18 protein-coding genes and 2 pseudogenes are annotated in these 16,815 nt (G+C 33.5%); 14 read left to right on the forward strand and 6 right to left on the reverse strand.

All coding sequences use genetic code 11. From position 1 onward, the window contains the following. Positions 1 to 15 precede the first annotated feature (15 nt). Positions 16 to 573, forward strand: coding sequence for a hypothetical protein (locus ACO5J6_RS04360; RefSeq protein ID WP_485642304.1), 558 nt, complete (start codon positions 16 to 18; stop codon positions 571 to 573). A 392-nt stretch (positions 574 to 965) separates the two neighbouring features. After that, the gene (locus tag ACO5J6_RS04365; protein ID WP_485642306.1) at positions 966 to 2,108 is read left to right on the forward strand and encodes a trans-sulfuration enzyme family protein; all 1,143 of its coding nucleotides are present in this window, start codon (positions 966 to 968) and stop codon (positions 2,106 to 2,108) included. 273 nt (positions 2,109 to 2,381) lie between these two features. Here the strand turns inward: ACO5J6_RS04365 and ACO5J6_RS04370 are convergent, their stop codons facing one another. The 3 genes from ACO5J6_RS04370 to ACO5J6_RS04380 are packed head-to-tail and all read right to left on the reverse strand — an operon-like array spanning position 2,382 to position 4,933. Beyond that, positions 2,382 to 2,873, reverse strand: a complete 492-nt coding sequence (locus ACO5J6_RS04370) for a hypothetical protein (RefSeq protein WP_485642308.1) — start codon at positions 2,871 to 2,873, stop codon at positions 2,382 to 2,384. Beyond that, entirely contained in the window at positions 2,863 to 3,666 is an 804-nt protein-coding gene (locus ACO5J6_RS04375; protein ID WP_485642310.1) for a DUF3100 domain-containing protein, read from the reverse strand. Before ACO5J6_RS04375 ends, ACO5J6_RS04370 begins: the two co-directional genes overlap by 11 nt. Continuing rightward, positions 3,656 to 4,933 carry a M20/M25/M40 family metallo-hydrolase gene (locus ACO5J6_RS04380; RefSeq protein ID WP_485642311.1) on the reverse strand — a complete coding sequence of 426 codons (1,278 nt, stop codon included), beginning with the start codon at positions 4,931 to 4,933 and terminating at the stop codon, positions 3,656 to 3,658. Before ACO5J6_RS04380 ends, ACO5J6_RS04375 begins: the two co-directional genes overlap by 11 nt. 371 nt (positions 4,934 to 5,304) lie before the next feature. On the opposite strand from ACO5J6_RS04380, the gene ACO5J6_RS04385 reads away from it, so the two are divergent. The 4 genes from ACO5J6_RS04385 to guaA all read left to right on the forward strand — a co-directional run bounded on the left by ACO5J6_RS04385 (position 5,305) and on the right by guaA (position 11,113). Continuing rightward, a complete protein-coding gene (locus tag ACO5J6_RS04385; RefSeq protein WP_485642313.1) occupies positions 5,305 to 6,357 on the forward strand; it encodes an ABC transporter substrate-binding protein in 1,053 nt (350 codons plus the stop codon). An 83-nt stretch (positions 6,358 to 6,440) separates the two neighbouring features. Next, on the forward strand, positions 6,441 to 8,117 hold the full coding sequence (locus ACO5J6_RS04390) for an ABC transporter permease (RefSeq protein ID WP_485642315.1): 1,677 nt from the start codon (positions 6,441 to 6,443) through the stop codon (positions 8,115 to 8,117). A gap of 15 nt (positions 8,118 to 8,132) precedes the next feature. Further along, a complete protein-coding gene (locus ACO5J6_RS04395; RefSeq protein ID WP_485642317.1) occupies positions 8,133 to 9,203 on the forward strand; it encodes an ABC transporter ATP-binding protein in 1,071 nt (356 codons plus the stop codon). Between the two features lie 362 nt (positions 9,204 to 9,565). Continuing rightward, the gene (gene guaA, locus ACO5J6_RS04400) at positions 9,566 to 11,113 is read left to right on the forward strand and encodes a glutamine-hydrolyzing GMP synthase (protein WP_485642470.1); all 1,548 of its coding nucleotides are present in this window, start codon (positions 9,566 to 9,568) and stop codon (positions 11,111 to 11,113) included. Positions 11,114 to 11,435: 322 nt separating this feature from the next. On the opposite strand, the gene ACO5J6_RS04405 is transcribed toward guaA, so the two are convergent. The 3 genes from ACO5J6_RS04405 to ACO5J6_RS04415 form a co-directional block, all read right to left on the reverse strand. Further along, positions 11,436 to 12,044, reverse strand: coding sequence for an IS3 family transposase (locus tag ACO5J6_RS04405; RefSeq protein WP_485642318.1), 609 nt, complete (start codon positions 12,042 to 12,044; stop codon positions 11,436 to 11,438). A gap of 6 nt (positions 12,045 to 12,050) precedes the next feature. Next, positions 12,051 to 12,239, reverse strand: coding sequence for an IS3 family transposase (locus ACO5J6_RS04410; RefSeq protein ID WP_485642320.1), 189 nt, complete (start codon positions 12,237 to 12,239; stop codon positions 12,051 to 12,053). A gap of 65 nt (positions 12,240 to 12,304) precedes the next feature. Continuing rightward, positions 12,305 to 12,592 (reverse strand): transposase, encoded by a 288-nt coding sequence (locus tag ACO5J6_RS04415; RefSeq protein WP_485642322.1) that lies wholly within the window; start codon positions 12,590 to 12,592, stop codon positions 12,305 to 12,307. Positions 12,593 to 12,670: 78 nt separating this feature from the next. Between ACO5J6_RS04415 and ACO5J6_RS04420 the strand changes: the two are divergent. The 8 genes and pseudogenes from ACO5J6_RS04420 to ACO5J6_RS04455 all read left to right on the forward strand — a co-directional run. Then, positions 12,671 to 12,829: pseudogene (locus ACO5J6_RS04420) on the forward strand (plasmid mobilization relaxosome protein MobC); the annotation flags it as partial. Between the two features lie 112 nt (positions 12,830 to 12,941). After that, positions 12,942 to 13,100 carry a helix-turn-helix domain-containing protein gene (locus ACO5J6_RS04425; RefSeq protein ID WP_485642324.1) on the forward strand — a complete coding sequence of 53 codons (159 nt, stop codon included), beginning with the start codon at positions 12,942 to 12,944 and terminating at the stop codon, positions 13,098 to 13,100. A gap of 118 nt (positions 13,101 to 13,218) precedes the next feature. Next, positions 13,219 to 13,797, forward strand: a complete 579-nt coding sequence (locus ACO5J6_RS04430; RefSeq protein ID WP_485642325.1) for an ORF6N domain-containing protein — start codon at positions 13,219 to 13,221, stop codon at positions 13,795 to 13,797. Between the two features lie 75 nt (positions 13,798 to 13,872). After that, positions 13,873 to 14,046: a hypothetical protein gene (locus tag ACO5J6_RS04435; protein ID WP_485642327.1), complete on the forward strand. Its 174-nt coding sequence runs from the start codon at positions 13,873 to 13,875 to the stop codon at positions 14,044 to 14,046. Positions 14,047 to 14,058: 12 nt separating this feature from the next. Further along, positions 14,059 to 14,643 (forward strand): hypothetical protein, encoded by a 585-nt coding sequence (locus ACO5J6_RS04440; protein WP_485642328.1) that lies wholly within the window; start codon positions 14,059 to 14,061, stop codon positions 14,641 to 14,643. Beyond that, complete coding sequence (locus ACO5J6_RS04445; protein ID WP_485642330.1) at positions 14,640 to 16,019, forward strand: hypothetical protein; 1,380 nt, start codon at positions 14,640 to 14,642, stop codon at positions 16,017 to 16,019. The genes ACO5J6_RS04440 and ACO5J6_RS04445 overlap by 4 nt, the downstream gene beginning before the upstream one ends. Positions 16,020 to 16,124: 105 nt before the next feature. Continuing rightward, a pseudogene (locus ACO5J6_RS04450) lies at positions 16,125 to 16,361 on the forward strand (AAA family ATPase); the annotation flags it as partial. A gap of 144 nt (positions 16,362 to 16,505) precedes the next feature. Then, positions 16,506 to 16,793, forward strand: a complete 288-nt coding sequence (locus ACO5J6_RS04455; protein WP_485642322.1) for a transposase — start codon at positions 16,506 to 16,508, stop codon at positions 16,791 to 16,793. Positions 16,794 to 16,815: the final 22 nt, after the last annotated feature.

A 16,815-nucleotide genomic window follows, 5' to 3' on the forward strand; every position in this document is an offset into this window, starting at 1 on the left:
AAATTAGGAATAGCTATGTTAATTGTAGCAAGTTTAGGAATGGCAGTTACAGCAAATAAATCAAATGGAAGTAAAGTTCAAAAAACAGTTAAAGAAAGTAATCAGGTAAATACAAAATTAAGTAGTGAGGATAAAGAAGCGATAAATACAGCAATAAACTTTATGAATGAATATATAGAAATTAGAGATCCTGATGAGCTTGATAAATGGCTTGCAAAAGCTCCAATTACAGAAAAATTCAGAAAAGAATACCGAAGAAGAGAAAAATATATAGAATTAAGTCAAAAATCACTTGAAGGAAAATTATCTCCTGCTGATGAGAAATTTTTAAAAGAAAATGACGATATTCATTATGAGTATGATGCCTTATTAGGAGCAGGAATAATAGATATAAGAGAAGAAAGTGGATTTCAATTGAAAAAATATGATTCTAAGTCTAAAACAGTTTATTTAAAAGATAAATACGAAGAAGATTTTGTTGTTGATGGTAGAAAAGGTCATCAAGGTGGAACAGAGATAACATTAAAACTTGTAAAACAAAATGGAAAATGGTTAATTGATGAATCGAAATAAAAATAAATTATGAAAGAAATATTATTGTTTATGATGCTGTTGACGTCCTCGTCCCTGACATTGAAAAATTTTCTTGTAATGTTTCACTTTTCTGAAATCAGGATTTTTAGTAAAACTGCCTAATAAAACAATGAAATGAATACATTATACTAAGAAAAATCAGCCGAATTTGAATTCGGCTTTTTTAAGTTTTCAAATCATTTTGAATAAAATATTATTATAATAATAAAAATTAATAAAACTATTGACTATATGGAAAAATGTATTAAAATATATAATGAAAGGATAATTATTAATGGAGGTACAAAATGAAAAAAATATAAGCTAATATTGATAATAATGGATAATATTAGTAAAATAATATTTTAAGGAAAAAAGAAAGAGAGAGTATAATGAAATTTGGAACGAAAGTTATACATGGGTATAATATGATTGATAAGTCAACAGGAGCTTCTTCCATATCTATTTGTCAAGCATCTACATTTCATCAGAGCAATATAGACAGTGAGCAGAAATATACTTATTCAAGATTTGGGAATCCTACAAGGGAAGCCCTTGAAGAAGCCATTGCCAGTCTTGAAAAATGTAAATACGGTTTGGCTTTTTCTTCAGGAATGGCGGCGATAACAGCAGTTTTATTGTCATTTTCCAAAGGAGATCACATTGTGATGTGTAAAGACGTTTACGGAGGAGCTTTTCAGCTTGTAACGGAGGTTTTTCCACGTTTCGGAATAGAAGTAACTTTTGTTGATGAAACAGATATTTCTGCTTGGGAAAAGGCTGTAAAAAATAATACAAAAGCCCTTTATATGGAAACACCGTCAAATCCTTTATTGAAAATTACAGATATTAAAGCTGTGGTAAATATTGCAAAAAAACATAATCTAAAAACTATAATAGATAACACTTTTATGACACCTCAATATCAAAATCCCATTTCATTAGGTGTAGATATTGTTGTTCATAGTGCGACAAAATTTCTGAATGGTCATAGTGATGTCGTTTTAGGAATGATAGTTACTGACAATGAAACTATATATCAGGAACTTAAAAAACAGCAGATAATTTTAGGAGCATTGCCCGGAGTGGAAGAATGCTGGCTGCTTATGCGTGGGATGAAGACAATGGAAATAAGGATGAACAAAAGTTCGGAAACTGCCCTCAAAATAGCGGAATATATGGAAAAACATCCGAAAGTACAAAAAGTTTATTATCCCGGATTGAAAGCTCATGAAGGATACGAGATTAATAAAAAACAGTCTGCAAGCGGAGGAGCAGTATTATCTTTTGATTTAGGATGTTGTGAAAAAGTAAAACAGTTTTTTAAACATATAAAATATCCTATTGTTGCAGTAAGTCTGGGAGGTGTAGAGTCGATACTGTCTTATCCTGTAAAAATGTCCCATGCCTGTGTTCCTGAAGAAGAGAGGCTGAAAATGGGGATAACTTCAGGATTGGTAAGACTTTCCGTAGGAATAGAAGACTGCGAAGATCTGATAAGTGATATAGAAAAAGCATTAAATATGATAGAATAATTATAGACTTTATGAAAAATAAGTTTATAATGGAGGGGCTGTCTCATAAGTCAAAAATAATTTTACTAACATAAATGTTATATATTTTTAAAAATCAACAGATATTATTTTTATTGATTTTATAAATATAGTAGAATATATAGAATTTATGATTTGGTAATTTTATTTACTTTATGAGACAGCTCCCTTTTATTATTTATAAAAATTTCCGGTTAAATTTATAACTTTTTAAACTTAGGAAATTTTCTGATTTTTAAATTACTTTCATACGAATTATTTTCCTGACAGGAAAAATCCTATTTGAGCTAATATGGCTGAACCTAAATATGTTCCCAGAAATACAAATATTCCAACAATTACTATTTTCCATGATACTTTTCTTAAATCTTTCAATCTGTCTGCCACGGATATTCCCGCATAAGTCAGTATCGGTGTTGTGATTGACAAAAAATCTATAGAATTTACCGCTTCTATCACTTGAGGGAAAATTATACAGGCTACGAGTGAAACCATAGAAACCCAGCCTAAAATAGGGAAATCTTTTATTATTTTTATAGGCTGTTTCTGAACAATGCCATGAATAAATATTCCTAAAATCGAAAATATTCCCAATATTACCAGTCCAAATACTGTTTCTTTAGTAATCGGCATCGACTTCGGATTTTTAAGTAATTTTATCCATTGGGTAAACAATATTAATAATAGGCTCATTATGAGTGTCAATATTATTTTTATATATTCCTGCTTATTACTGTTATTTGACATCTTTTTTTCCCTCCTTTGTGAGTTTTGAATACATAAATCTCTGTAACGGAACGGCTAAAAATACCATAGTAAAGGTACCGATAAAGCTTGTAAGCATCTGGCTCGCCGCCGCATAAGCCCTTATAGTTTCCTTTAGTTGAGGATATACTGCCGCAAGACTTGAGCTTGCTCCTGTCATCATACTTGCTGAACCCATTCCTGAAGCTATCGCCAATGCTTCGGGACTAAGACCGAAAAATGTAAACAGAGGAGCAACTATACTGAAAAACAATGCCCCAAAAAGAGTACCGAATATATACATCGCCAGCACACCTTCTCCCTCAGGAGAATCCAAAGTATATTTTTCGGATATATATGCCAATTCTCCCTCTCTTCCCAGTCCTAAAGTCGCTCCTATGGCTTCCCTTCTCAGTCCTAAAAGGATAGCTGCGGGGAGACCTAAAACTATTGTTCCGAGATTTCCTATTTCCTGTATGAGAAATATCCAGCCTATCGATAAAATATCTTTTAATTTCGGTGCGACATCCGCTCCGTATTTAGCCATTAGCGGTAACAAAATTATAATCAGATATTTCCCTGCAAATTTTACATTTTCTTCTGAATATATTTTCTGAATTATCCCTTTTCTTAGACTTTTTACGGCAAAAAGCATTGTTATTGCAAGGGCGAATACTAAAGGCAGAAATCCAATTCTCACTTTACCGACCATTATTGCTTTAATACCTATCATTTCGGCAATGAATATCACAATTACTGAAAATAAAAGCATATAAATAAAATTTTTATTTTTCATTTTTCTCTCCTTCCAGTTCATTTATGACTTTTTCATATTCTTCATAGCTTTTTTTATGTAATTTGTTTTTGTCAATTTTTCCTGACATTCTTTTCAGAACTCTGTAAACAAATTCAGGAAATATGGAAAAAATAAATTCAGGATCTTCGTCTATAAAGTCATCTCCGTGTATTGTTCCTATAAATCCGCTATATCCTATCTGAATACATGGAAATATAAATGAGAGGTCTCCTAAATCTCCTGCGGCACTTATTGCTCTATCGGTTATTATGTCTTCAACGGAAGAAAAATCTCTGTATTCTTCCATTACAAATTCTGAAAGATATCTATCCTGTTTGAAAGGAAGATAGCCCATTTGAGTTTCTATATTCACTTTTCCTGTCAATGAAAGGGCTGCCCCTTTGGCGGCATTATCCAGTTTTTTAGCTCCCTCAAGCATATATTCCACTGACTGGGCTCTAAAGTCAGTTCCGATTTTTATTGACTGAGGAACTACATTTACTCCCATTTTGTGTTCTAAAATGACAGGATTTATTCTTACCATTTCCTTTTCTTCAAAATGCTGTCTTAACAACCCCACGGCTACATTGAAAACAGTAGACATACTATAGGCATTTATCCCCTGTTGGGGAGCAAAACCTGCGTGGGCAGCTTTTCCCTCGAAAGTATAGTTTTTATACATAAACCCTGCCAAGTCTGAATTTATCTCCACTGTTCTTTTTTCATATTTTCCGGCCATTGCATGTACCATTACTCCGAAATCAAAGTCATCAAAAATACCGAGCCTCATAGCTTCGGGCTTTCCGCCAAAATATTTTATTTTCCCTTCTTTTTTGAGATTTCTTCTGTATTCCAGATCAAGGAATTCTTCTGCCGGAATAAAAACAAAACTTATGTTATAGTCGATATTCTTATATTCTTCCGTTAAAAGCAATTCTTTGAATAATGACAGGGCAATGGCTACTTGGGAATAATGTCCGCAATTATGAGCTGCCCCTGTTTCCTTGTCAGCATGAAAGTGGGTAGGTGTGTAGACTGCGTCCAGTTCAGCCATATATACCATATTTAGACTGTTTTTAGATGATTTTGGTAAATCCACCCTCAATCCTGTAGTTGAAAATTTTTGAATTTTTATATCAGGACAGTATTTCAGTATAAAATCCTCAACAATTTTTGAAGTTCTAAATTCTTTATATCCTAATTCGGGATGCAGATAAATATCCCTTGCAATAGAATAAATTTCTTTATAATTTTCAGCAAAACTCATTTCTTTCACGTATAATTCGGTTTAATAAAATCATTTTTTCGTTATTTTTTATCGTAAGTATTTTTTTGTTTTTAATATAATTTAACTATAGCAGACCATATAATATATGTACACCATTAAAATATATATTAAATTTAACCGAAATATACTCCTCCTTTCCCTGTAAAATATTGTATTTAGTTTTATCCTATCATATTTTGGAATTCTTATCAATAAATCTTATTAATAAATCTGTCGTATAAAGATTAATTTTTTATCATTTTATGTTTTTATTTTCAAAAAATATGTCAATTAATTATATTTTACCTTGACTTTTAAGATAATTAAGGTAAAATAATAGTGTCAAAAATTTTTAGAGAGAGGGAAAAATCATGAAAAAGAAAATTCTGTTATTATTAGTAACTTTGGTACTTTTAACTTTAACAGCTTGCGGCAAAAAAGGAGAATCAGGTTCTTCAGATAGTAAAAATGCCGAAATCAAAGGAAAAATCGTTATTTATACTTCGATGTACGAAGATATTATCGACAATGTGAAAGAAAAATTGAAAGAGGATTTTCCTAATCTGGAAGTAGAATTCTTTCAGGGAGGAACGGGAACATTACAATCAAAAATCGTAGCAGAAATGCAGGCAAATAAATTAGGTGCGGATATGCTTATGGTTGCAGAGCCGTCTTATTCGCTGGAATTAAAAGAAAAAGGAGTTTTACACGCTTATCTTTCAAAAAATGCTGAAAATTTAGCATTGGATTATGACAAAGAGGGATACTGGTATCCTGTCCGTATATTAAATATGGTACTGGCTTATAATCCTGACAAATACAAAAAAGAGGATTTGGCTCAATCTTTCGACGAATTTGCGAAAAAACCGAATTTAGCAGGAAAAGTTTCCATTCCTGATCCATTAAAATCAGGAACAGCTTTAGCGGCAGTATCGGCATTGACTGACAAATATGGAGAAGGTTATTTTGAAAGTCTTTCCAAGCAGAAAGCAGTTGTAGAATCAGGTTCCGTTGCGGTTACAAAACTGGAAACAGGTGAAGCCGCTCAGATTATGATACTGGAAGAATCTATTCTGAAAAAAAGACAGGAAGAAGGCTCTAAACTTGAAGTGATTTATCCTACTGACGGAATAATAGCTATTCCAAGTACAATTATGACTATAAAAGAAGAAATGTCGCCTAATAAAAATATAAAAGCGGCAGAAGCTTTGACTGACTGGTTTTTATCTCCAAAAGGACAGGAAGCAATAGTGGAAGGTTGGATGCACTCTGTACTTAAAAACCCTGCAAAAGCTCCTTTCGATGCTTTGGCTACTCCTGAAATTCTGAAAGCAGCTATGCCTATAAACTGGGATAAAACTTATCACGACAGAGACAAATTACGTGAAATTTTTGAAAAATATATAACAAAAGCACCAAAATAAACTGATAGAAATTAGAAAAATGGAGCATATCCCGGCAGGAGTATGTTCCATTCTGAAAATTTTAATTTTGAAAAGAGGAAAAAATGGCAAAAAAATATAACATAGACATAAAGTGGATAGTCATACTGATTGTTGTAGCTTTCTTAGTAATATTTGAAGTTATCCCTTTATCTTATTTATTAATCCGTTCTCTATTTCCCAAAGGAAGTTTTTCATTAGAATCTTTTAAGAGAGTATATACTTACGATTTAAATTGGACAGCATTAATAAATACTATCGTAATTTCGGGATTAACAACTATATTCGGAGTTATACTTGCTTTTCCGTTGGCATTTTTAGTGGGAAGGACAGATATGTACGGCAAGAAGTTTTTCAGAACTTTGTTTGTTACTACATATATGGTACCTCCCTATGTCGGTGCAATGGCATGGCTAAGGCTTTTAAATCCAAATGCAGGGGTTCTAAATAAATTTCTTATGCAGATTTTTAATTTATCAAAAGCTCCTTTTAATATTTACACAGTAGGAGGGATAGTCTGGGTACTTACCTGTTTTTACTATCCTTATGCCTTTATAACAATATCAAGGGCAATGGAGAAAATGGATCCGTCATTGGAAGAGGCTTCTAAAATATCGGGTGCTTCTCCTCTTAAAACATTGATGACAATAACTATTCCTATGATGACACCAAGTATAATAGCCGCGGGACTGCTTGTATTTGTAGCTTCCGCTTCTGCATTCGGGATACCGTCGATTATCGGAGCTCCGGGACAGATATATACCGTAACTACGCGTATCATAGATTTTGTCCATATAGGTTCCGAAGAAGGTCTGAATGACGCAATGGTACTGGCAGTATTTCTAATGGCAATAGCAAATATAGTTTTATACATTACGACTTTCGTAATAGGAAAAAGACAATATATAACAATGAGCGGAAAATCTACAAGACCTAACATCGTAGAATTAGGGAAATGGAGATTGCCGATAACAATAATTATTTCAATTTTCTCATTTTTCGTAGTAATCCTGCCTTTTGTTACTGTGGCACTTACTTCTTTTACAGTAAATATGGGAAAACCTATAGGTCTGTCAAATATGTCAATGAGTGCATGGAATAAAGTATTCTCAAGGGCTTCAATACTAAGCTCGACTAAGAACAGTATAATCGCGGGACTTGCAGCGGCATTCTTCGGAATTATGATTTCGTGCATAATGGCGTATTTATTGCAGCGAACTAATGTAAAAGGAAAAAGAATTCCTGATTTTCTTATAACCTTGGGTTCAGGAACTCCGAGTGTTACAATCGCTCTCGCACTTATAATATCCATGAGCGGGAAATTTAAAATCAATATTTACAATACACTTACAATAATGATTATAGCCTATATGATAAAATATATGCTTATGGGGATGAGAACAGTCGTTTCCGCAATGAGTCAGGTACATCCGTCATTGGAAGAAGCGGCACAAATTTCAGGTGCCAACTGGCTGCGTATGCTGAAAGACGTAACTCTGCCATTAATCGGAGCAAGTATTGTCGCAGGGTTCTTTCTGATATTTATGCCGTCATTCTATGAATTGACGATGTCCACTTTACTTTATTCGTCAAACACAAAAACAATAGGTTACGAACTGTATATTTATCAGACTTATCACAGTCAGCAGGTAGCAAGCGCCCTTGCAACAGCTATTTTATTATTCGTAATCATTGTCAATTATCTTTTGAACAAATTGACAAAAGGGCAATTTTCAATTTAAAGCAGGAGGAAAAATATGGCTTCGGTAACAATAACGGGAGTAACAAAATCATTTGGAGATGTTCAGGTCTTACAGGAATTCAACCAGAAATTTGAAGACGGGGAATTTATAACTCTGTTAGGTCCTTCGGGCTGTGGAAAAACTACTATGTTGAGACTTATTGCAGGTTTTGAAAAACCTACAGGCGGAGAAATCTATATAGGAGATAAGGTTGTGTCGGGAAAGGATAATTTTGTTTCTCCTGAAAAAAGGGAAATAGGAATGGTATTTCAGTCCTATGCGGTGTGGCCTCATATGAATGTATACAACAATATTGCGTACCCTTTAAAAATTAAGAAAGTAAATAAAAAAGAGATAGAAGAAAGGGTCAATCAGGCTCTGAAAATCGTTCATCTGGAACAGTATAAGGACAGATTTCCGTCAGAACTGTCAGGAGGTCAGCAACAGAGGGTAGCCTTGGGAAGAGCTCTTGTAGCACAGCCTGAAATACTACTACTGGATGAGCCTTTATCCAATCTGGACGCAAAGCTGCGTGAAGAAATGAGATATGAAATCAAGGAAATAACAAAAAAATTAAAAATTACAGTGATCTACGTAACTCACGACCAGATAGAGGCAATGACTATGAGCGACAGAATAGTCCTTATCAATAAAGGAGAAGTTCAGCAAGTGGGAACTCCACAGGAAATTTATTCCCGTCCTAACAATGTATTCGTTGCAAACTTTGTCGGAAAAGTGGATTTCATAAAAGGAAAAGTAGAAAATGGAAACATTCTCTTAAATAACAGTAACGGTCAGAGTCTACCTAATACAAGCTCTTTCTCAAAAGACGTTATAGTAGCTATCAGACCTGAAAACGTTATTCTTTCAGATGACGGAGAACTGACAGGAAAAGTATTTTCCAAATTTTATCTCGGAGATTGTAACGATCTTAGAGTTGAAGTGGGAAATGGAAATATTTTGAGAGTTACTGCAAGGGCTTCTACTTATGATACTCTGAAAATAGGAGAGGAAGTCAAACTGAAAGTTCTTGATTATTTTGTATTTGAAGATGACGGAAAAGACCAGACTAAAATTATGACATAATCAATAATATTAAGGGAAAAAATAAAAGGGTTATTTCAAAGAATAAAAAAAATATAATAAATTTAATACAAGAAACGATATTTATGAATTCTTTAAAATTTTACAATTTAAAATAAGAAATGAACGTTAGAAAAAATTATTGTTTGAGCCATTAGCGAGTTTATAATTTTTTCTTAGTGAATGATTATTTTAAATCAGTTAAATTTTAGCAAATGAATAAATACGTTTCTTGTTTTATTTATTTTCTGATTTTCACTTTTTGAAATAACCTTTTTATTTTAATTATTATTGATTTATCGTATAAAATAATATATAATTTGTTAATAATAATTAATAAAATAATTTTTATAGATAGAGGTGAAATTGTGAAAGAGAAAATCATAATTGTTGACTTCGGCTCACAATACAGTCAACTTATTGCCAGAAGAATTAGAGAAATGGAAGTTTACTGCGAAATTGTGCCGTTTATCGACATTGAAAAAATTAGAAAAGGGAAAGAAAAAATTAAAGGAATAATCTTTTCGGGAGGACCTGCATCAGTTTATGAAAAAGACTCCCCTACTGTCGATAAAGCAGTTTTTGATTTGAAAATTCCTATACTGGGAATATGTTACGGAATGCAGCTTATTACACATCTTAACGGTGGAAAAGTCGAAAAAGCCGAGTCAAGAGAGTTCGGAAAAGCTATTTTAGAAGTAATTGACGACAGAAATCCTTTACTTTCAGACATTCCAAAAACTTCGAGCATATGGATGAGCCATAACGACCATATTACAGTACTGCCTGACGGCTTTGAAATAATCGCCAGAACTGACTCATCAATCGCAGCCATTACAAATAATAATGGCATCTATGCATTGCAATTTCACCCCGAAGTAGTTCATTCCGAATGTGGAACTGAAATAATTTCAAACTTTGTATTTAATATATGTAAATGTGAGAAAAACTGGAAAATAAAGAACTTTATACAGGAAAAAACAAAATCGATAAAAGAAATTGTGGGACATGAGCATGTGCTGCTCGCTCTTTCCGGAGGAGTAGATTCCTCTGTGGCTGCCGTTCTGATTAATAATGCAATAGGAAAACAGCTTACATGTATGTTTGTGGATACAGGGCTTCTGAGAAAGGATGAAGGAAAGAAAGTCCTCGAATACTATAAGGAGCATTTTGACCTGAATATTGTGTTCGTTGACGCAAAGGACAGATTCCTGAATAAGCTTAAAGGTGTGGATGAGCCTGAAGCCAAGAGAAAGATTATTGGAAATGAATTTATCGAAGTATTCAACGAAGAAATTAGAAAACTTAAAGGACAGGAAGGGGCAAAATTCCTTGCACAGGGGACAATCTACCCTGATGTTATTGAATCACAGTCTATAAAAGGACCTTCACATACTATAAAATCTCATCACAATGTAGGAGGACTGCCTGAAGACCTTAAATTTGAACTTCTTGAGCCTTTAAAGGAATTGTTTAAGGATGAAGTAAGAAAAGTTGGGCATGAATTAGGACTGCCTGACACAATTATAAATAGACACCCATTCCCAGGACCGGGGCTTGGAATAAGAGTTATCGGAGAAGTTACTCCTGATAAAGTAAAGATTTTACAGGAAGCCGATGATATTTTTATCAATGAGCTTATGGCACAGGGACTTTATGGAAAAGTAGATCAGGCATTTGTAACGTTGCTCCCCGTGAAAACAGTCGGAGTGATGGGCGACCAGAGAACATACGAGTATGTAGCTGCAATCCGTTCAGTAAATACTATCGACTTTATGACTGCTACATGGTCAAAACTGCCTTATGAATTCCTTGAAGAAGTGTCAAATAAGATTATAAACAAAGTAAATGGGATTAATAGAATAGTGTATGATATTTCTTCTAAACCACCAGGAACGATTGAGTGGGAATAGTTAAAACAGGCGTTAAAGCCTTATAAATAAGCATTTTGTAAGCGTTGTGCTTGCAAAATGCTTGCAGATTTATATTATTGCATATAAAAACGTTAATCGGTATATATAGATTGATTAGCGTTTTGTTTTTTATTCATCAAAATTCAATATATTAATAATAGTATCATCTGCATTAGGATTAATTAATTGATTAACTCTGATATCTTTTTCGATTAAGTATCGTTTGTTGTAAAATATATCAGCATATTCTAAAACAGTGTTCATTTGAGATGGCCTTATGTCAATAAAAAGGAGAAATTAAATAGAGATTTTCTTTTTTAATTTATCCATATCTTTTTTCATATTTATTTGGCGACAACATATTACAATGTGAATGTATTCTCCTGTTGTTGTAAAATGTTTCTATATATTCAAATATTAGTCGTCTTGCCTGCCTTACATCCTCTATCCTATATCTGTTCAGCCATTCCCTCTTTATTATCGAATGAAATGACTCTATTACCGCATTATCCCATGGATTCCCTTTTCTTGAATAACTCTTTTCTATATTTTTTTCTCCCGTTTCTTCCCCATATGCCTTGCTTGTGTATTGGCTCCCCTGATCACTGTGTATTATTAACGGTCTATCAATCTTCCTTATACTTTTCGCTCTCCTTATTGTCTTTATTACAAGTTTCACTCCTAATTTGTCCGATACTTCCCACGATATTATTTTCCTTGAATACAATTCCATTATGCTTGATAAATATACAAATCCTCTTGTCGTCCATATATATGTTATGTCCGTTACCCATATCTTATTTTTTCGCTCAGGTTTGAATTCCCTGTTCACTATGTTTTTTAATCCTCTGACCGGTACCTTATTCCTCAATAACTTAAATTTTTTTATCCATACTGCCTTTATCCCTTCTTCCTTCATATATTTGCTCACTGTCTTTTAACTTATCTCATATCCTTTATTTCTTAGTTCTCTCGTTATCTTCGGTGAACCGTATATCTTCTTTGAGCCTATATATATCCCCTTTATTTCTTCCTTTATTTCTGCTTTCCTTTTTTCTCTTCCTGACGGCTTTCTCTTTTTCCATGAATAATATCCCGATGAAGAAACACCTAATTTTATTAGCACACTGTTAACGGAAACTTCGTGTTTCTTCCCGTGTTCCGATACAAGTCCATAAATCTGCGTCTTCGTTAATTGCCCAGTATGCCCATTGCCTTTTTTAATATCGTTAATGCGTCCTGTGTATCTTTTAATTCCTTTTTTAATCTTGCTATTTCTTTGTCCTTGTCAGAACTATAGTTCCCTGAACCCCTATGTTCTATTTTTCCATCATTTTTTCTTGCATCCGACAGCCACCTGCTCAATGTTGAACTTCCTATGCCTATCTCCTCTGACACTTCCCTTATTGATTTTCCTGAACTGTGATAATAGTCTATTGTATCCTGTTTAAATTCTTGAGTAAATTTCTTTTTTCCCATTTTTTTCTCCATTATTTTTTATATTATATCATTTTTTTGAAATTTACTCTCTTTAACTTCTCTTTTTTTTATTCTAACATACAACATGCTACAAGTAACTTAAATCAGATTGCAAAGAGAATAAATCAAACAGGTGTGATTTATAAAAATGATATTGATGATATGAAGAAATCTATTGAGAAGTTCTCAAAAAAGCAAGGGATTATACATTCGATGTTGCTGAAGAGGAAGAAGTAATATCCTGGATACAAAAATAAAATGCTTTCAAAATTTATCTCTTACAAAACGATGATGAAAATGTTATAATATACAAAATAACTTCATAAACTTATAATTAAGAGGTGAAAATATGAAAGTTAGTTATAATGGATTTTGGAAAGTTTTAATAGATAAAAATATGAATAAAAAAGATTTGGCTAATGCTTGTGAATTATCACCTGCAACTATATCTAAAATGGGCAAAGGAGAGTTTGTTAGCATGGATGTTTGGAACCAAATTAGATGTTGATTTTGGAGATATGGTTTCAATTATAGAACAAAAGAAATAAACAAAATTTGACTTCAAAATAGGTAAGAACTAACTGGTCACAGATTATAACTGGTTTAAGGAAAAGATGGAGATATTTATGACAGAAGATAAAAATCTCGTCATTGTTGATAATAGAGAAATACAGAATATGATTTATACTATTAGAGGCAAACAAGTAATGGTAGATAGTGATCTCGCAAAACTATATAAAGTTACTACTGGTAATTTAAATAAAACGATGAAAAGAAATTTATCAAGATTTCCAGAACATTTTTGTTTTCAATTAACGGAACTTGAATATGAAAACTTGAGATTCCAAAATGGAAGCTCAAGTTCAAATAATAATTATGGTAGCAGAAGATATATGCCATATGTTTTTACAGAGCAGGGAATTGCGATGTTGTCAGCTGTGCTTAAAAGCGATATTGCTGTAGAAGTAAGTGTTAAAATCATGAATAACTTTGTGGAAATACGCAATTTTTTACTTTTTAATAGAGAAATGTTTGCTTGTCTTGGTAGAGTTGAGTTAAAACAATTAGAAACAGATAAGAAGCTGGAAGAAGTATTTAACTACATAGCCACAAATACTGAAGTAAAACAAAATATTTTTTTCGATGGGCAAATATATGACGCATTTAATTTTATTGTAGGGCTTATCCAAAAGGATAAGAAATAATCCTAATTGACAACTATGTAGATGTACATATTTTGAATATTTTGTGCAAGAAAAATCAGGGCGTGGATGTTGTAATTGTTACAGCTGGTAAAGGCAACTATGGATTTTCATGATAGATTTTTAATCATAGATAAAATAGAAGTTTATCATATTGGAGCTTCTATAAAGGACGCCGGAAAAAAGAGTTTCGGTATTATGAAGATAGAAGATAAAGACTTAATTAAGGGCCTGGTAAATAAAGTAAGGTAGAAAGGATAATGTATGAGTAATAAGATAAAGAGTGTAACTGTTAAAAAAGACACTTATGTAAAAAAGAAAAAAGACATGAATTTCCAGAGCGTGGAATCCATGCAGTCCGTTGTTAATGTGGTTAATGAAGCGGCGGCGGCCTTAAACGACAAAAACCGTATCATTAGAGAGAGTGCAATCCCAGAGGTACTTGCCGGCGCATTGGGGGCTGGAATAGGTGGCGTGGGGTCTTTTGCGGCTCTTTATGGACTTGGTAGTGTAGTAGGCTTATCTGCAGCAGGCATCACATCTGGTCTTGCAGCGGCAGGCGCTATAGTTGGTGGAGGCATGTTTGCAGGAGTATTCGTACTTGCGGCACCTGTAGCAGGACTTGCGGCCGCAGGTGTTGGAGTTGCATCGCATCTGAAAAACAAACAATTACGTCAAGAAAAGGAACGCTTGTATAAAGAGGCTTTGAAGAAGCATGAGGCTATTATTCAAACAATGAAAACAGAGGCGAATGCAGATAAGGAAAGAATGGATTATTTGCAGAGTTTGAATATTCTTTTGCAGCAGGCAATTAAAGACCTGCAGAAGGATTTGAGGATAGCTTCATGAGTAAATATAACTATAGTGAAGTAGAGCAGCAAATAAACAATGTTCTTCTTTATCAGGAACGAGAACTGTCTGAAATTCACCGTCCCTCGACCGCTGACATTGAAGAAAGAATATCTGAGAGCGAGTTGTTGTTAAAAAGCCTGGGATACGAAAGACAGCTATCTGATTTGCAAAGCACCAAGCAATCATTACCAGCCGAACTTTCACGCAAGGTTATGGTTGTACCGGCTTGGGAAAATTTGTGCTTGGAAGCGGAAAAGAGTGTAGGCACGGGTTGTGCATTAGAGGACATATTTTCACAAGAGGAATTGAAGAGCAACGAATGTGCTATTCGACAACTGAATGAAGAATACAATGCCATACATCGTTTTGATAAATTTGATATTGCAATATCTGCTAGTGCGGGGATGCTTGGCGCTGCTGTCGATCTACTGTTGGTTGGAATACCGCAAAAAACACCAGAAGGACTTAAGGGTGGAACTCTTGCAAATTATGTAAGAGACTGGTTTGATAAAAGATTCCCAGAAGAGGAAATGGAAAAACTGGCGAATTCAAAAGTCAGCAAGGTTCCGTTCGATGCCCAGGATAATAGAAACACAACGGTATGGGTTGCAGGATTGTCGGCATATTACCACAGACTTCTATCTCTTGGACATGATCCCTTATTAGGTCTTGTTATTGGTGTTACTGATATTCTTACTGGTCGTATGACAACAATAGATAAAACGGGGAAAATCGTATCACAGATAATGGAAAACTATGCGGATAGAAAAGAAAGTGATATATTCGCCGCGATAGCAAAACAGATTATACATTTTAAGTCTGATATTACGACATCGATGGGGCTGCCGGCACCTTTGATGGGGTTGTTTAATTTATTACAGTTTGGAAGCATAGGAGAGGAAGAACAGATGATAGCGGAAATCGTACAAGGAATGTACTATGAGGGGTATGATTTTATTCATTTCTGTACCTTATCCTTTCCCGCTATGATTATTGAAGTTGTTATACGCATCGGATATGGAATCAAAAGAATAAAGGAAGGTCATGCCATAAAAGATTCGATTCCGTTTTCGTTGAGCAGGAAAAAACATCCAAAACTTGAAACCATGCTTTTTATCGGACATTCTGTAGCTACGGCGGTGAATGCTGGAAAGGTATACTTTACCAAGAATCCAATGGCAATCAATTATCCGCAGTGGATTGCTTTTGCGAAATACTCATATCAACAATTAAAGTGGGTGCTTATAGAAAAGCCGAATGCACGAGAGTTGTATGTTCAAGGTTATTTATATGAGAAACTTTGGGATGTCTTTTATTCAACTGATGAAATATTTAATGAATTCTCAACAAAATACATAGTTGTATTTGAATAACGATATATTGATAGAAACAAAAATAAAAAAATATAGAGAATATTAGTGATAGAAGGAGTCAAGATATGTATATTGCAAAAATAATATTAAAAAAAATTTAAAAATTTTATTGGCAAACATGAATTGAACTTATCCGAAGGAATTAATTTTTTTGTTGGCAATAACAACTGTGGAAAGACTATAATTTTTAAGGCAGTTGAATTTATACAATCAGGGAAAAATAAAGAAGAATATGTGACAAAAGGAAAAGAACCAGAAGAGCTAAGTGTTGAAATTGAATTTAGAGGCTCGGATATTAAAGATATAGTGAATGATGAAAATTTAAACTTAAAGAAATATTAGAATTATATCATAGATAATTCTGACGGTACTTATAGCCTAAAAATCTTAAGAAGCTCTTTAGTGTATGTTAGAATAAAAAAAAGAGAAGTTAAAGAGAGTAAATTTCAAAAAAATGATATAATATAAAAAATAATGGAGAAAAAAATGGGAAAAAAGAAATTTACTCAAGAATTTAAACAGGATACAATAGACTATTATCACAGTTCAGGAAAATCAATAAGGGAAGTGTCAGAGGAGATAGGCATAGGAAGTTCAACATTGAGCAGGTGGCTGTCGGATGCAAGAAAAAATGATGGAAAAATAGAACATAGGGGTTCAGGGAACTATAGTTCTGACAAGGACAAAGAAATAGCAAGATTAAAAAAGGAATTAAAAGATACACAGGACGCATTAACGATATTAAAAAAGGCAATGGGCATACTGGGCAATTAACGAAGACGCAGATTTATGGACT

The organism is Pseudoleptotrichia sp. (genome assembly GCF_057270515.1).

Excerpts from the sequence above, each read along its gene's own strand:
- ACO5J6_RS04365 (WP_485642306.1), top strand. The coding sequence starts at position 966 with ATGAAATTTGGAACGAAAGTTATACATGGGTATAATATGATTGATAAG.
- ACO5J6_RS04430 (WP_485642325.1), top strand. The coding sequence starts at position 13,219 with ATGACAGAAGATAAAAATCTCGTCATTGTTGATAATAGAGAAATACAG.
- ACO5J6_RS04455 (WP_485642322.1), top strand. The coding sequence starts at position 16,506 with ATGGGAAAAAAGAAATTTACTCAAGAATTTAAACAGGATACAATAGAC.
- ACO5J6_RS04385 (WP_485642313.1), top strand. The coding sequence starts at position 5,305 with ATGAAAAAGAAAATTCTGTTATTATTAGTAACTTTGGTACTTTTAACT.
- ACO5J6_RS04395 (WP_485642317.1), top strand. The coding sequence starts at position 8,133 with ATGGCTTCGGTAACAATAACGGGAGTAACAAAATCATTTGGAGATGTT.
- ACO5J6_RS04445 (WP_485642330.1), top strand. The coding sequence starts at position 14,640 with ATGAGTAAATATAACTATAGTGAAGTAGAGCAGCAAATAAACAATGTT.
- ACO5J6_RS04390 (WP_485642315.1), top strand. The coding sequence starts at position 6,441 with ATGGCAAAAAAATATAACATAGACATAAAGTGGATAGTCATACTGATT.
- ACO5J6_RS04440 (WP_485642328.1), top strand. The coding sequence starts at position 14,059 with ATGAGTAATAAGATAAAGAGTGTAACTGTTAAAAAAGACACTTATGTA.
- ACO5J6_RS04425 (WP_485642324.1), top strand. The coding sequence starts at position 12,942 with ATGAAAGTTAGTTATAATGGATTTTGGAAAGTTTTAATAGATAAAAAT.
- ACO5J6_RS04380 (WP_485642311.1), bottom strand. The coding sequence starts at position 4,933 with ATGAGTTTTGCTGAAAATTATAAAGAAATTTATTCTATTGCAAGGGAT.
- ACO5J6_RS04415 (WP_485642322.1), bottom strand. The coding sequence starts at position 12,592 with ATGGGAAAAAAGAAATTTACTCAAGAATTTAAACAGGATACAATAGAC.
- ACO5J6_RS04375 (WP_485642310.1), bottom strand. The coding sequence starts at position 3,666 with ATGAAAAATAAAAATTTTATTTATATGCTTTTATTTTCAGTAATTGTG.
- ACO5J6_RS04370 (WP_485642308.1), bottom strand. The coding sequence starts at position 2,873 with ATGTCAAATAACAGTAATAAGCAGGAATATATAAAAATAATATTGACA.
- ACO5J6_RS04360 (WP_485642304.1), top strand. The coding sequence starts at position 16 with ATGTTAATTGTAGCAAGTTTAGGAATGGCAGTTACAGCAAATAAATCA.